We start from the raw sequence: 13,376 nt of genomic DNA on the forward strand, positions 1-13,376 counted from the left end.
AGCGTTTCCTGTCCCAGCCCTTCCACGTGGCGGAAGTATTTACCGGTTCTCCCGGCAAGTACGTATCCCTGAAGCAAACCATTGCCGGTTTCCAGGGCATTCTCAACGGTGATTACGACCACCTGCCCGAGCAGGCCTTCTATATGGTTGGCACCATTGATGAAGTGATCGAGAAAGCCGGGAAAATGAAGTAAACGCGACAAGATAGGCGCTATGATATGGCTATGACCGTCCACTGCGACATTGTAAGTGCAGAACAATCCCTGTTTTCAGGTCTTGTTGAGATGCTTGTTGCCACAGGTTCCCAGGGTGAATTGGGTATTACCTTTGGCCACGCTCCCTTGTTGACGGATCTGAAACCGGGCCCGGTGCGCATTCTCAAACAGGATGGCGAGGAAGAGATCTACTATCTCTCCGGTGGCTTCCTGGAGGTGCAGCCCAACAGGATTTCGATTCTGGCTGACACGGCCCTGCGTGCGGATGATCTCGATGAGGCTGCCGCTATCGAAGCGAAAAAACAGGCAGAACAGGACATTTCCAATCAGGGTAGCGAGTTCGACTACTCCCGCGCGGCATCACAACTTGCCGCAGCGGCTGCCCAGTTGCGTACCATTGAGCAACTGCGTAAGAAAATGGGCGGTAAAAGATAACCCGCTCAGCTTCTTGCAGAAAAAAGGTGGCGCCAGCCACCTTTTTTTTATCTCAAAATTGCCTACCCGCCCTGCTCCGCCGGTGGCGGGCAGCATGGCAAATGCATTGGGTTCCTGATTAAATACGCGAGATCGACTGGGGGATGGAGATGGCGACAGATATCGTTGTGCTGGCAGCGGGCAAAGGCACCCGCATGAAATCAGCGCTGCCCAAAGTGTTACACACACTGGCCGGCCGCCCCCTGTTGCAACATGTGCTCACCACCTCAGCACAACTGCCCGACGCCCGTTTGCTCGTTGTCACCGGGCACGGGGCCTCTGAAGTCAACGGTGCGCTAAATACGGAAGGTTTACTGTTTGTCGAGCAGCCGGAACAACTGGGCACAGCCCACGCCGTGTTGCAGGCGATGCCTGAGCTGCGGCAAGACAGTACGGTATTGATCCTCTACGGCGATGTACCGCTGATCGCCCTCGATACCCTTGAGGCGATGGTCGGCGAGGTGTCCGAGGATCAGATGGCACTGCTTACGGTCGTGCTGGAAAATCCCGTCGGCTACGGGCGCATACTCAGGGATCAACAGCAGCGTGTCGTCGCCATTGTCGAGGAAAAAGACGCCACACCGGAACAGCGCCTGATAGCGGAAGTGAATACCGGCGTGCTGGCGCTGTCCGCCGCGCAACTGCGCAACTGGCTGCCCCGTATCGGCAACGAAAACGCCCAGGGTGAATATTACCTGACGGATATCATCGCCCTCGCCTGCGCCAGTGGCACCCGGATTAAAACCCTACAGCCCCACCACCAGGAAGAGGTGCAGGGGGTCAACAACCGCCAGCAACTGGCGGAGCTGGAGCGCTTTTACCAGCTACAGCAGGCGCGACGGTTGATGGCGGCCGGGGTTACCCTGGCGGACCCCGCCAGGCTGGATGTGCGCGGGGAACTGCATAGCGGCAGCGATAACTTTATCGATATCAACGCTGTTTTCGAGGGTCGCGTGGTACTGGGCAGCCAGGTCAGCATCGGGCCAAATTGCCAGATCATCGACAGCGTTATCGGCGATAACGTCGAAATCAAGGCCAACAGCCACATCGAGGGTGCGGAGGTGGCAGCGGATTGTGTGGTCGGCCCCTTTGCGCGGCTCAGGCCCGGCACGGTGCTGGAGGCGGGTGCCAAAGTCGGCAACTTTGTCGAAACCAAGCAAACCCGAGTCGGCAAGGGCAGCAAAATCAACCACCTGAGCTATGTGGGTGATGCCCAGTTGGGCGCCCAGGTCAATGTCGGTGCAGGCACCATTACCTGTAACTATGACGGCGTCAATAAACACCGCACCGAGATCGGCGACAATGCCTTTATTGGCTCCAATACCTCACTGGTGGCGCCGGTCAGGGTGGGCAAAATGGCCACGGTGGGTGCCGGTTCCACCATTACCCGGGATGTCCCGGATGAGCAGCTGGGGTTGACCCGGGCCGAACAGAAGAATATTGCCGGCTGGCAGCGCCCGGTCAAAAATACCTGAAGCCGCGAATGCAACAACGGAAACCATTATGTGCGGAATAGTCGGCGCTCAGGCGCAGCGAAATGTCACCGGTATTCTGATAGAAGGTCTGAAAAGACTGGAATATCGCGGCTATGACTCGGCCGGCCTGGCGGTACTGGACAAAGGAGCGGTACTGCAGGTTCGCAAGAAAGCCGGCAAAGTGGCGACGCTGGTCGATGCCATTGTGGAAAATCCGGCGCGCGGGTTACTGGGCATTGCCCACACCCGCTGGGCGACCCACGGTGCCCCCAATGAAATCAATGCCCACCCGCACTGCTCCGGACCGATAGCGGTGGTACACAACGGCATTATCGAAAATCACCAGCCATTGCGCGAGGAACTGGTTGCCCTCGGCTTTCAGTTTGTCTCGGATACAGATACCGAAGTGGTCGCCCACCTGGTCAACCACTTGCTGCACACAGAGCCGTCGCTGAAAGCGGCGGTTCAGGCGGCAGTACAGCGCTTGCGGGGCGCCTATGCCCTGGGCGTGATCAGTGCCAACGAACCCGATGTACTGATCGGCACCCGCAGCGGCAGCCCGTTGGTGGTGGGTGTCGGCATCGAAGAAAACTTTATCGCTTCGGATCAAATGGCCCTGCGCCAGGTGACGGATCGCTTTATCTATTTACAGGATGGCGATCTGGTAGAACTGAAAGGCGGACGCTATCGCATCGTCGATCGCGCAGGAAAAGTTGTTGAGCCGGAAGTGATCAAGCTTTCCGGCGACGACACCCTGACCGATAAGGGCGGCTATCGCCATTACATGATGAAGGAAATATTTGAGCAACCGGCGGTGCTGGAAGGCACCCTGCAGGGGCGCATCAGTGACTCCCGTGTTCTGCCGGAAGCCTTTGGCAGCATGGCTACCGGTGTTTTTCCAAAGGTCCAGGCCGTTCACATCGTGGCCTGTGGTACCAGCTATCACGCCGGGCTGGTGGCGCGCTACTGGCTGGAGGACTGGGCCGGGATACCCTGTCAGGTGGAAGTGGCCAGCGAATACCGCTATCGCCGGGTGGTGGTACCCGACAATACGCTGTTCGTCACCATCTCTCAGTCGGGTGAAACAGCGGATACCCTGGCGGCCCTGGCATCGGCGAAAGGGGCCGGGTACCTGGCCAGCCTGGTGATTTGCAATGTCGCCAACAGTTCGCTGGTGCGGGAATCCGACATGGCATTGATGACCTATGCCGGGCCGGAAATTGGGGTCGCCTCCACCAAGGCTTTCACTACCCAGCTGGTGGCACTGCAGCTGCTCTGTATCGGCCTCGGCAAACACCGTGGCCTCTCTGCCGAAAAAGAAACACAACTGGTCAAGGCGCTGCATCGATTGCCGGCCCTGTGTCGGGAAACCCTGTCCCTCGACAAGGATATCGAACAGATTTTTGAATGCTTTGCCGAAAAACACCACGCGCTGTTTCTCGGTCGCGGCGTCCAGTATCCGGTGGCCCTCGAGGGCGCCCTGAAGCTCAAGGAGATTTCCTATATTCATGCCGAGGCCTACCCCTCCGGCGAGCTGAAGCATGGGCCCCTGGCGCTGGTGGACAACGACATGCCGGTGGTGGCCGTCGCCCCCAACAACGAGTTGCTGGAGAAGCTCAAATCCAATCTCCACGAGGTCAAGGCCCGCGGCGGGCAGCTGTTTGTGTTTGCCGACAAGGCGGCGGGTTTTGAAAATGAAACGGATGTGACGGTAATGAATATCCCCCACGTGCCGCAGAGCCTCGAAGCCATCATCTACACCCTGCCCCTGCAGTTGCTGGCCTATCACGTGGCGGTGTTGAAAGGCACGGATGTGGATCAGCCCCGCAATCTGGCGAAGTCGGTAACCGTCGAATAAGCAGAAACGTCGCCAGCGATACCTGGTTGCTCCGACCTGGATGCAATAACTGGCATTACGGGCGCTCCGAATCTGTTTGCCAACCACCACCAAGCGCTTTAAATGCGGTTATCGCCGCGATGGCTGACTCAGCTTGTGCCAGAACTTGTCTATCAGAAGCTAGCAATAAACCTTCGTCGACTTGTAAGACCTCGATCATACTGGCAGTACCTTGCTGGTAAGCAGCAAAAGAAGCTTCTCGAGCACGGCGAAGGGCACCAACCCCTTGCGCCAGTATGGTTGCTTGTTGCTCTCGCTTTACCAATGTTGAGAATGCGCTTTCAACATCTTCAGTGGCTCTTAGAACAGCAAGTCGATAGGCTGCAAGCATCTCTGCTTCACGTCCTTTAGCCTGCTCAATCCGGGCGTCGATTCGACCAAAATCAAACAGGCGCCAGCGTAAACCGAACACACCTACAGCTTGATTAGCACCACTAGTAAACAGGCTATCTGCAGCTACTGATGTGGCACTACCGAGCAGACCACTGAGTGAGAGCTTAGGGTAGTATTCTGCGACTGCCGCACCGATCTTAGCATTCGACGCCGCCAGATGACGTTCCGCGACAATGAGATCGGGTCGGCGTGTCAGTAATTCACCCGGTGTCCCCATTCCAATAATTTCAGGTGTAGCTGGAATGGGTACCAATGTGATTAGTTCTTCCCTGTGTGTGCCTGGAGGAGTACCCAACATTACATCTAGTGCGTTCAGGGTCGCATCCAGGCTTGCTTCTAGGGCTGGTACGGAAGCCTGGGATTGCACGAGAGAAGCTTGTGCTTGATGTACTTGACGCTCTGCTGCCAGTCCCTTGCTATAAAGAAGGTTAATCATGGCGAGCATTTCTTGCTGGGTTTCTACCTGCTTGCGGGCAATATTAAGTCGGGTTTGTAGTGCACGAATGTTGATGTAGATGCTCGCGGTTTGCGCTGTAACAGCCAGCCGTGTTGCAGCGACTCCCGCTGATGTGGCCTGGTATTCAGCCAGCGCTGCTTCCCGGTCTCGACGAAGACCACCAAACAAGTCAAGCTCCCAACTCGCGTTCAGATCGGCTTCGTAACTGCTTCCATGACGGTCAAAACCAGGAGAAGCGTTCAAAACCTGCCCCAGTGGCGTTTCAATGGATTGATAGGAACGAGCTACCTGTCCCGAGATGCTTCCTGCTGGTAGCAAGGCCGCGCTTGCTGCGCCGAGACCTGCTTGAGCCTGAGTTACTTGTGCTGTTGCTTGTGCCAGGTCAAGATTTTGCTTCAGCGCAATGTTGATGTATCGAGTCAATTGCTCGTCACCAAATTTCTCCCACCAGGCTTGGAGATTAGCTTCGTCGATCGCTTCTTGTTTGCCCAGGGATGACTGCCCAACGAAGTGCTTGGACGCGGAAAGTTCAGGAGGGGCATAGTCAGGTCCAACGGCGCAACCGGCCAGTAAGCTGGTAACGACAAACATTATGGATGGGTGTTTTAGCAACATATTTTCACCAAAGGCCGACGTTTGTGACTATATTACCATATGGTCACTCGTTGTCAATCTGACCATCAGGCGTTAAAATTCCAGAACCTAATGAAGTTCGAGAGAAAAATGATGAGCGAAGAAAACAACAGCCCTGCTTTGAATCGCGGTCCTGTTGATCACGATGTGCGGGATCAGATTGTTGTTGCCGCAAGGGAGCATTTCAGTCGTTACGGCTATGGCAAAACAACGGTTTCAGATTTGGCAAAATCAATAGGTTTTTCAAAGGCCTATATTTACAAGTTCTTTTCTTCCAAGCAGGCAATTGGCGAGGGCATCTGTGCAAATTGTCTGGGGGAGATAGAGGAAGATGTGCGAAGAGCGGTTGGGGAGGTTGATCAGCCACCAGAGAAACTGCGTCGGATGTTTAAAGAAATTGTCCAGGCAAGTTGTCGCTTGTTCTCCGAAGATCGCAAACTCTACGAAATCGCGGCTTCAGCGGCTACCGAGCGCTGGCAGGCCACTATCATCTACGAGCAAAACATCAAAATGTTACTTCAGGATATTCTCCATGAAGGGCGTCAAACAGGAGACTTTGAGCGCAAAACCCCCTTAGATGAAATGACAATGGCAATTTATCTTGTTATGCGGCCTTACATAAATCCGCTCATGCTACAACATAGCTTTGACAACATTGAAGAGGCCCCCATTCAGCTATCCAACCTAGTTCTTCGTAGTCTTGCGCCGTAAAAATACTTTGTGACTATTGACTAATTTAGTCACTAGAATAATAATTGCCTCCTGAACAGCTATTCATGGAGGCTTATGTATGTCTCGTCACAACATACTTACCATTGCAGTTATCACTGCTTTAGCGCTTGTCTTAACGGCTTGCGGTGAAGACAAACAACCAGATCCACGTACTGAAGCACCGTTGGTACGCACAGTAACGGTCAATGACGTCGGGGTTGAATCACGCTCTTTTACTGGGGTTGTGGCGGCTCGTGTAGAAAGTGGCTTAGGGTTTCGTGTCTCTGGCAAGGTGCTGGAACGGTTAGTGGACACCGGACAAACCGTTAGGCAGGGTCAACTGCTGATGCGTATAGACCCCGTTGATCTGAAACTCGCGGCCCATGCGCGACAGGAATCTGTTGTGGCTGCTAAAGCAGGGGCAAAACAAGCGACAGAAGAAGAAGCTCGTTACAGGGATTTGCGAGGAACGGGAGCGATATCGGCTTCGAGTTACGATCTAGTCAAGGCTGCTGCGGATACCGCAGTAGCTCAACTCCGTGCTGCCGAAGCGCAAGCTGAAGTAGCACGTAATGCGACTCGTTATACTGATCTGGTCGCTGATGCAGACGGTACTGTTGTAGAAACGCTTGCAGAGCCTGGGCAAGTCGTTAATGCCGGACAAATAGTGGTTCGCGTCGCGCGCGCGGGTGCCCGTGAAGCGGTTATTCAATTACCAGAAACCTTGCGTCCCTCATTGGGTTCTCTGGGGCAAGCAAAACTCTTTGGTAGAGATGATGTTATATCAGTGGCAAAGCTCAGACAGCTTTCAGGCGCCGCTGACCCAATTACTCGCACCTTTGAAGCGAGGTATGTGCTGGCAAAAGCACTGGAAGACGCTCCTTTAGGTTCCACCATCACTATTAAGATCGCAGATGAACGCCTTGTTGCAGCGGAGGGTTTGCAGGTGCCAATCGGGGCTTTATTTGATGCGGGCAAAGGCCCTGGCGTCTGGAGCGTTGAGGGAGAACCCGCAAAAATATCCTGGCATCCAGTCACCGTTATAAACCTTGATGATGATTCTGCCCGTGTCACAGGCCAAATCAAACAAGGGGATCAGGTCGTTGCTCTCGGCGCCCATTTATTACATGAAGGGGAACTGGTGCGTGTGTCTACTTCTTCTGCCACCGAAGTCACAGAGGGAGCACATCCGTGAGCGAGAGTCGTTTCAACCTTTCGGCGCTCGCAGTAAGTGAGCGTTCGATCACGCTGTTCCTGATCTTCCTGATCACCACCGCGGGCGTTATCGCGTTTTTCCAGCTCGGGCGCGCGGAAGACCCACCGTTTACGATCAAACAGATGACTATTGTCACCGCATGGCCGGGAGCAACGTCCCAGGAGATGCAGGATCAGGTCGCCGAACCACTGGAAAAGCGCATGCAAGAGCTGCGGTGGTACGACCGCACGGAAACCTACACACGCCCCGGCCTGGCCTTCACCGTGGTTTACTTACTCGACAGCGCTCCGCCTGCGAAGGTTCAGGAGGAGTTCTATCAGGCCCGCAAGAAGCTTAGAGACGAAGCCGAGAAGCTACATGCCGACGTTATCGGACCGATAGTCAACGACGAGTATGCGGACGTGACCTTTGCGCTGCTTGCCCTCAAAGCCAAGGGCGAACCGCATCGATTACTGGTGCGTGAGGCAGAAACGCTACGCCAACAACTGCTGCACGTCCCGGGCGTGAAGAAGGTCAACATCATCGGCGAGCAGCCCGAACGTATTTTCGTGTCTTTCTCCCACGACCGCCTGGCTACGCTGGGCGTCACGCCACAAGACATTTTCGCCGCGCTCAACAGCCAGAATGTGCTGACTCCCGCCGGTTCCATTGAAACCAAGGGGCCGCAGATTTTCCTTCGCGTCGATGGTGCGCTCAATAACCTGGAGAAGATTCGACAGACCCCGATTGTTGCGCAGGGGCGAACGCTGAAATTGTCGGATGTGGCGACCATTGACCGTGGTTATGAAGATCCGCCCACCTTCCTAATTCGCAATAACGGTGAACCGACACTGTTGCTGGGTATTGTAATGCGTGACGACTGGAACGGCCTCGATCTCGGTAAGGCATTACAGGCGGAAGTCACTAAGATCAACGCGGAGATGCCCTTGGGCATGACACTGACCAAGGTGACGGATCAGGCGGTCAACATCAGCGCGGCGGTGGACGAGTTCATGGTCAAGTTCTTCGTCGCCTTGCTTGTCGTGATCGTGGTCTGCTTCCTTAGCATGGGCTGGCGTGTCGGCATCGTGGTCGCGGCGGCTGTGCCGCTAACATTAGCGGTCGTGTTTGTCATCATGGCGGCTACCGGTAAGAACTTCGATCGCATCACGCTTGGCTCACTGATTCTGGCGCTTGGCCTGCTGGTGGACGATGCCATCATCGCCATCGAAATGATGGTGGTAAAAATGGAGGAAGGGTTTAGCCGCGTTGCCGCGTCGGCCTATGCATGGAGCCACACAGCGGCCCCCATGCTTTCCGGCACACTGGTTACGGCCATCGGTTTCATGCCCAATGGATTCGCGCGCTCCACGGCAGGCGAATACACCAGCAATATGTTCTGGATCGTCGGCATTGCCTTGATCGCTTCCTGGGTGGTAGCGGTGGCGTTCACACCCTATCTGGGGGTGAAGCTACTGCCGGACTTCAAGAAAATAGAAGGCGGGCACGAAGCCATCTATAACACTCGCCACTACAACCGCTTCCGGCAGGTGCTCGTGCGCGTCATCTCACGCAAATGGCTGGTGGCCGGCGCGGTCGTGAGCATGTTCGTGCTGGCCATCGTCGGTATGGGGCTGGTCAAGAAGCAGTTCTTCCCGACTTCCGACCGGCCGGAGGTGCTTGTCGAGGTGCAGATGCCTTATGGCACCTCAATCGAGCAAACCAGTGCAGCAACGGCGAAGGTCGAAGCCTGGCTGGCGAAGCAGAAGGAAGCTCGGATAGTGACGTCCTACATCGGTCAGGGTGCTCCCCGTTTCTTCCTGGCAATGTCACCTGAATTGCCGGATCCATCGTTCGCCAAAATCGTGGTGCTCGCGGGCGATGACAAGGAACGGGAAACCCTTAAGTTCAGGCTGCGACGTGCAATAGCCGACGGTTTGGCGCCCGAAGCGCAGGTGCGTGTCACCCAGATCGTGTTCGGCCCGCCTTCACCATTTCCTGTGGCCTACCGTGTCATGGGGCCCGACCCTGACATGCTGCGCGTGATCGCCGATGAAGTTGTGAATGTCATTCGTGCCAACCCGATGATGCGCACCGTCAACACGGATTGGGGGCCGCGTATACCCACCCTGCACTTCACTCTCGACCAGGACAGACTCCAGACCATGGGGTTGACCTCCAACTCAGTGGCCTTGCAGTTGCAGTTCCTGCTGAGCGGGCTGCCGCTTACGGAAGTGCGCGAGGATATCCGCTCGGTGCTGGTAGTCGGTCGTGCGGCGGGCGATATTCGTCTCGACCCCGCAAAGATCGCAGGCTTTACGCTGGTCGGGGCGACAGGACAACGCATCCCGCTGTCCCAGGTGGGCGCTGTCGATGTCCGCATGGAAGATCCCATTCTGAGGCGACGTGATCGCACACCGACCATTACGGTCCGCGGTGACATCACCGAAGGGCTGCAACCGCCGGACGTTTCCACCGCGGTCATAAAGCAGTTGCAGCCGATCATCGACCGGCTTCCTTCGGGCTACCGAATTGAACAGGCTGGCTCGATTGAAGAATCCGGCAAGGCCAGCAAGGCGATGTTGCCGCTGTTCCCGATCATGATCGCGCTCACGCTTCTCGTCATCATCCTGCAGGTCCGCTCGATCGCCGGGCTGGTCATGGTGTTCCTGACCAGTCCGCTGGGACTAATCGGCGTGGTGCCGACGCTGCTTCTGTTCCAGCAGCCATTCGGCATCAATGCACTGGTTGGCTTGATTGCATTATCGGGTATCCTCATGCGCAACACGCTGATATTGATCGGGCAGATTCGTGAAAATGAACAAGTCGGGCTGGATCCATTCCGTGCAATTGTCGAGGCCACCGTGCAGCGCGCGCGTCCGGTGATCCTGACCGCACTGGCTGCGATCCTGGCCTTTATCCCGCTGACCCAATCGGTGTTTTGGGGGACGCTGGCTTACACGCTGATTGGCGGCACCTTTGCTGGGACGATCCTGACCCTGGTATTCCTGCCAGCCATGTATTCCATTTGGTTCAAGATCAAGCCTAAGCAAGTTAGCTGATACTTACGTTATAAATGTTCGCGTTAGTTGAGAGGTAACTGGCGCAGCGCGATCAAGATGTCCGCGCCGGCGCCGATTTTTGCGTGCTCTGCAGTTGATAGCGTTTTTCAAACAGGTCAACCGACAGGGGCTTGTCAAACAGGTAGCCCTGCAGGATGTCGCAACCGAGCTCGCCGAGGTATTTGGCAATGGCCTCTGTTTCCACCCCTTCCGCCGTGACTTTCAGGGAAAAATTGTGCGCCAGGTCGATGATCGCCTTGACGATGGCCAGGTTTTTGTCAGAGCTGAGCATGGGGATGACAAAGCTCTGGTCGATTTTCAGTTCATCGGCGGGCAGATCGCGGAACTGGGCCAGCGAGGAAAACCCGGTGCCAAAATCGTCGATGGAAATACGCACCCCGAGTTGCTGTAGCTGCGACAGCACGGCGTACGCCTTGGCGGGATCATTGGTCATTATCCGTTCGGTCACTTCCAGTGTCAGGCGGGAAGCATCTATGCCATAGAGGGCGACGGCGTCGGCGACGATGGTGACGATTTCGTCGTCGTGCAGCAGGTCGGGGGTGATGTTGACCGCGGTGGACAGGTTATCCGGCCAATGGGCCAGGCGCGCGATGGCAGATTTCAATGCCCACCAGGTCATGGGGCGGATGACCGGGTGTTTTTCAGCTGTGGGAATGAAGTGGTTGGGCAGCAGCACCTGCCCGTCACGGGTATGCCAGCGCAGCAGGGCCTCAGAGCCGACTAGCGAGCGAAAGACAGCGTGTATTTTGGGCTGGTAGTAGAGGTGCAATTCACCCAGCTCAACCGCCGCCTCGAGCGCGGCGACCAATTTGCGCTCATCGGAGAAGCGGCGGTTTTTTCCGGGGTTGTAGATGTGGCAGGGGGTGGCCGATGTCTTCGCCTGCCACAGGGCGTAACGGGCGCGCTGTAGGGTGGATTGGGAATCCCGCTGTCCCGGCTGCAGCGGGGCAAAACCCGCGTGAACCTCCACCGGGACCACCTCCCCCAGCAAATCGATGGGCGGCTCGAACAGCCGGGTCAGTTTCGCCGCGGCCAGTTGCAGTTCGGCCTCACCGCTGACACCGTTCAGGATGGCGAGAAAACGGCTGTTGCCCAGGGGCCGGGATTGATCGCAGCTGCGCACCCAGTTGGTCAGGCGCTCCAGAAAGGCTTCGTACAACAACTTGTACGACTCGGGTCCATACCGGTCGATCAGGTAATCCCGGTGGCTGAGTTCCACAATCGCCATGGTGTGTCCCTTTTCGTCCGGCATCAGAGAAAGAAGTCCTCGCTGTTGACCCCGTAGGTTCCCGGTTGCAGTTCGTGGGCTATCCAGTGCATGTTGGCCATGCCCTCGTGGGCAAGATCGATGAGTTCATAGCGCGTTTTGGCTTTTTTGTGCGCGTCCAATACGATGACGATTTCCGGTTTCAGGCGCCGTTGCGGATTTTGTTTGACGACGATGGCCACCTCGCCGTTGTTCAGCTCCACCAGTGATCCGGTGGGGAACAGGCCGATGGCCTGAATGAACTGCTCTACCAGCACATCTTGGAACAGCTTGCCCTGGGATTCAATGAGCTCCTGGGTCGCCTCGAACGAGGAGTGCCCGCGGGCGTAGCTGCGCGGGGTGATCATGGCATCGTAGGCATCCACCAGGCCGGCGATACGCGCCAGCAGGGGAATGGTGGCGCCCTCCATGCCGCGCGGGTAGCCGGAGCCGTCAAAGCGCTCGTGGTGATTTTCAATGATGGCGAGCACTTCGAAGTCCACCTCGTGTCCCGACTCGGCGACCATTTTGGCGCCGACCAGCGTATGCTGCTTGATGTCTCCCCTTTCCTCATCGGTCAGCGGTCCCGGTCGCTCCAGCAGCTCCTGGGATAGCTTGGTCATGCCCACGTCGCACATGGCACAGCCGACCACCAGTTTTTCCAACTCGTCGTGGTGGAGGCCGATATGGCGCCCGAGAATAGCCGCCCACACCGCCATGGATATGCCGTGGTTGTAGCGGTAGTCGCTGGCCTTTTGCAGGCGCACCAGCGCGGCCAGCGCGTCCTTGTTGCGGAATACGCCGTCGAGCAGGGGGCGCACGGTTTGAGTCACGGCGCTGATATCGGTCTGGAGGCCCCGGCGAAGGGAATCGAAAACCCTGTCGAGTGTCTGGGTAGCACTCTCGAAGCAAACCTGTGCCCGTTCAAACTCGGTTTTGATGTTGATTTTTCGGGCAACTTGTTTCCTGTCCATAATCTGGACGGGAAGGTAGCGCGGGCTGCCCTGATAGTCGGCGTCGATGTAAACATAATCGACGTGATCGGCGATGTAGAGCACCTCATCGTCGTTTTGAATCATAAAGCCTTGCAGTGCAAAAGGGGTTTCCAGCCAGGGCCGGTCCAGCTCTGCCACAAACATTCCCGGTTGTAATTGCATAGCTGACACTTTAACAAGGCGCATTTAAAACTCCGTTCGCTGTCTAGCGGCTTTAAAAAATGTCATTCATCCTTGCCAGAGTCGAGCTGGGGGTTGGATCAAGTTGTTGTGCATAGCGTCGATCCGGTATCCTCGCCACTGCAGACTATGGGTTGGCACAGCGGCGGGTAAAGGGGATTGTAGCGTGCAGGAAAAGGATAGTCCCGCGTTCGGGCCAAGGCAAACAGCGACTTCCCACTCCTCCCACGCTGCCAGCGCCGTCGCGAATTAGGGATTATTGCCGAACAACCTGGTCATGGCCGTCAATGGGCCATTCCGGAATGGTCTTTGATAGAAACCAGAGAGTAGGAGGTGCCGCGCTGAACGCCCTGTCATCGTTAGTAGTAAGTGTGTGCTTACAGCTTGCTGCCATATTGGCTTCTCTGCTGCTGGGTGGTTGT

9 protein-coding genes and 1 pseudogene are annotated in these 13,376 nt (G+C 56.3%); 7 read left to right on the forward strand and 3 right to left on the reverse strand.

What is annotated here, in order from left to right; translation table 11 throughout:
- From ABY948_RS02740 to glmS, 4 genes and pseudogenes are all read left to right on the forward strand, one after another.
- Nucleotides 1–194, forward strand: a pseudogene (locus tag ABY948_RS02740) (F0F1 ATP synthase subunit beta); the annotation flags it as partial.
- 24 nt (nt 195–218) lie between these two features.
- Nucleotides 219–650 carry a F0F1 ATP synthase subunit epsilon gene (locus ABY948_RS02745; RefSeq protein ID WP_461480979.1) on the forward strand — a complete coding sequence of 144 codons (432 nt, stop codon included), beginning with the start codon at nt 219–221 and terminating at the stop codon, nt 648–650.
- A gap of 149 nt (nt 651–799) precedes the next feature.
- Nucleotides 800–2,164, forward strand: coding sequence for a bifunctional UDP-N-acetylglucosamine diphosphorylase/glucosamine-1-phosphate N-acetyltransferase GlmU (gene glmU, locus ABY948_RS02750; protein WP_461480980.1), 1,365 nt, complete (start codon nt 800–802; stop codon nt 2,162–2,164).
- Between the two features lie 28 nt (nt 2,165–2,192).
- A complete protein-coding gene (gene glmS, locus ABY948_RS02755; RefSeq protein ID WP_461480981.1) occupies nt 2,193–4,022 on the forward strand; it encodes a glutamine--fructose-6-phosphate transaminase (isomerizing) in 1,830 nt (609 codons plus the stop codon).
- A gap of 55 nt (nt 4,023–4,077) precedes the next feature.
- Here glmS and ABY948_RS02760 read toward each other — a convergent pair whose 3' ends face one another.
- Complete coding sequence (locus ABY948_RS02760; RefSeq protein ID WP_461480982.1) at nt 4,078–5,526, reverse strand: efflux transporter outer membrane subunit; 1,449 nt, start codon at nt 5,524–5,526, stop codon at nt 4,078–4,080.
- Between the two features lie 111 nt (nt 5,527–5,637).
- Here ABY948_RS02760 and ABY948_RS02765 point away from each other — a divergent pair, with 111 nt between their 5' ends.
- The 3 genes from ABY948_RS02765 (at nt 5,638) to ABY948_RS02775 (ending at nt 10,512) form a co-directional block, all read left to right on the forward strand.
- Entirely contained in the window at nt 5,638–6,255 is a 618-nt protein-coding gene (locus tag ABY948_RS02765; protein WP_461480983.1) for a TetR/AcrR family transcriptional regulator, read from the forward strand.
- 79 nt (nt 6,256–6,334) lie between these two features.
- Nucleotides 6,335–7,450 (forward strand): efflux RND transporter periplasmic adaptor subunit, encoded by a 1,116-nt coding sequence (locus ABY948_RS02770; RefSeq protein ID WP_461480984.1) that lies wholly within the window; start codon nt 6,335–6,337, stop codon nt 7,448–7,450.
- Nucleotides 7,447–10,512: an efflux RND transporter permease subunit gene (locus ABY948_RS02775; RefSeq protein WP_461480985.1), complete on the forward strand. Its 3,066-nt coding sequence runs from the start codon at nt 7,447–7,449 to the stop codon at nt 10,510–10,512. Before ABY948_RS02770 ends, ABY948_RS02775 begins: the two co-directional genes overlap by 4 nt.
- Nucleotides 10,513–10,564: 52 nt before the next feature.
- On the opposite strand, the gene ABY948_RS02780 is transcribed toward ABY948_RS02775, so the two are convergent.
- On the reverse strand, nt 10,565–11,785 hold the full coding sequence (locus ABY948_RS02780; protein WP_461480986.1) for a putative bifunctional diguanylate cyclase/phosphodiesterase: 1,221 nt from the start codon (nt 11,783–11,785) through the stop codon (nt 10,565–10,567).
- On the reverse strand, nt 11,785–12,960 hold the full coding sequence (locus ABY948_RS02785; protein WP_461480987.1) for an HD-GYP domain-containing protein: 1,176 nt from the start codon (nt 12,958–12,960) through the stop codon (nt 11,785–11,787). The genes ABY948_RS02780 and ABY948_RS02785 overlap by 1 nt, the downstream gene beginning before the upstream one ends.
- Nucleotides 12,961–13,376 lie beyond the last annotated feature (416 nt).

It is taken from the genome of Porticoccus sp. (assembly GCF_041592135.1).
Taxonomy (GTDB): Bacteria; Pseudomonadota; Gammaproteobacteria; order Pseudomonadales; family Porticoccaceae; genus Porticoccus.

What these genes read in the sequence shown, in the direction of transcription:
- glmU (WP_461480980.1), top strand. Translation starts at nt 800, where the DNA reads ATGGCGACAGATATCGTTGTGCTGGCAGCGGGCAAAGGCACCCGCATG.
- ABY948_RS02760 (WP_461480982.1), bottom strand. Translation starts at nt 5,526, where the DNA reads ATGTTGCTAAAACACCCATCCATAATGTTTGTCGTTACCAGCTTACTG.
- glmS (WP_461480981.1), top strand. Translation starts at nt 2,193, where the DNA reads ATGTGCGGAATAGTCGGCGCTCAGGCGCAGCGAAATGTCACCGGTATT.
- ABY948_RS02785 (WP_461480987.1), bottom strand. Translation starts at nt 12,960, where the DNA reads ATGCGCCTTGTTAAAGTGTCAGCTATGCAATTACAACCGGGAATGTTT.
- ABY948_RS02770 (WP_461480984.1), top strand. Translation starts at nt 6,335, where the DNA reads ATGTCTCGTCACAACATACTTACCATTGCAGTTATCACTGCTTTAGCG.
- ABY948_RS02780 (WP_461480986.1), bottom strand. Translation starts at nt 11,785, where the DNA reads ATGCCGGACGAAAAGGGACACACCATGGCGATTGTGGAACTCAGCCAC.
- ABY948_RS02765 (WP_461480983.1), top strand. Translation starts at nt 5,638, where the DNA reads ATGAGCGAAGAAAACAACAGCCCTGCTTTGAATCGCGGTCCTGTTGAT.
- ABY948_RS02745 (WP_461480979.1), top strand. Translation starts at nt 219, where the DNA reads ATGGCTATGACCGTCCACTGCGACATTGTAAGTGCAGAACAATCCCTG.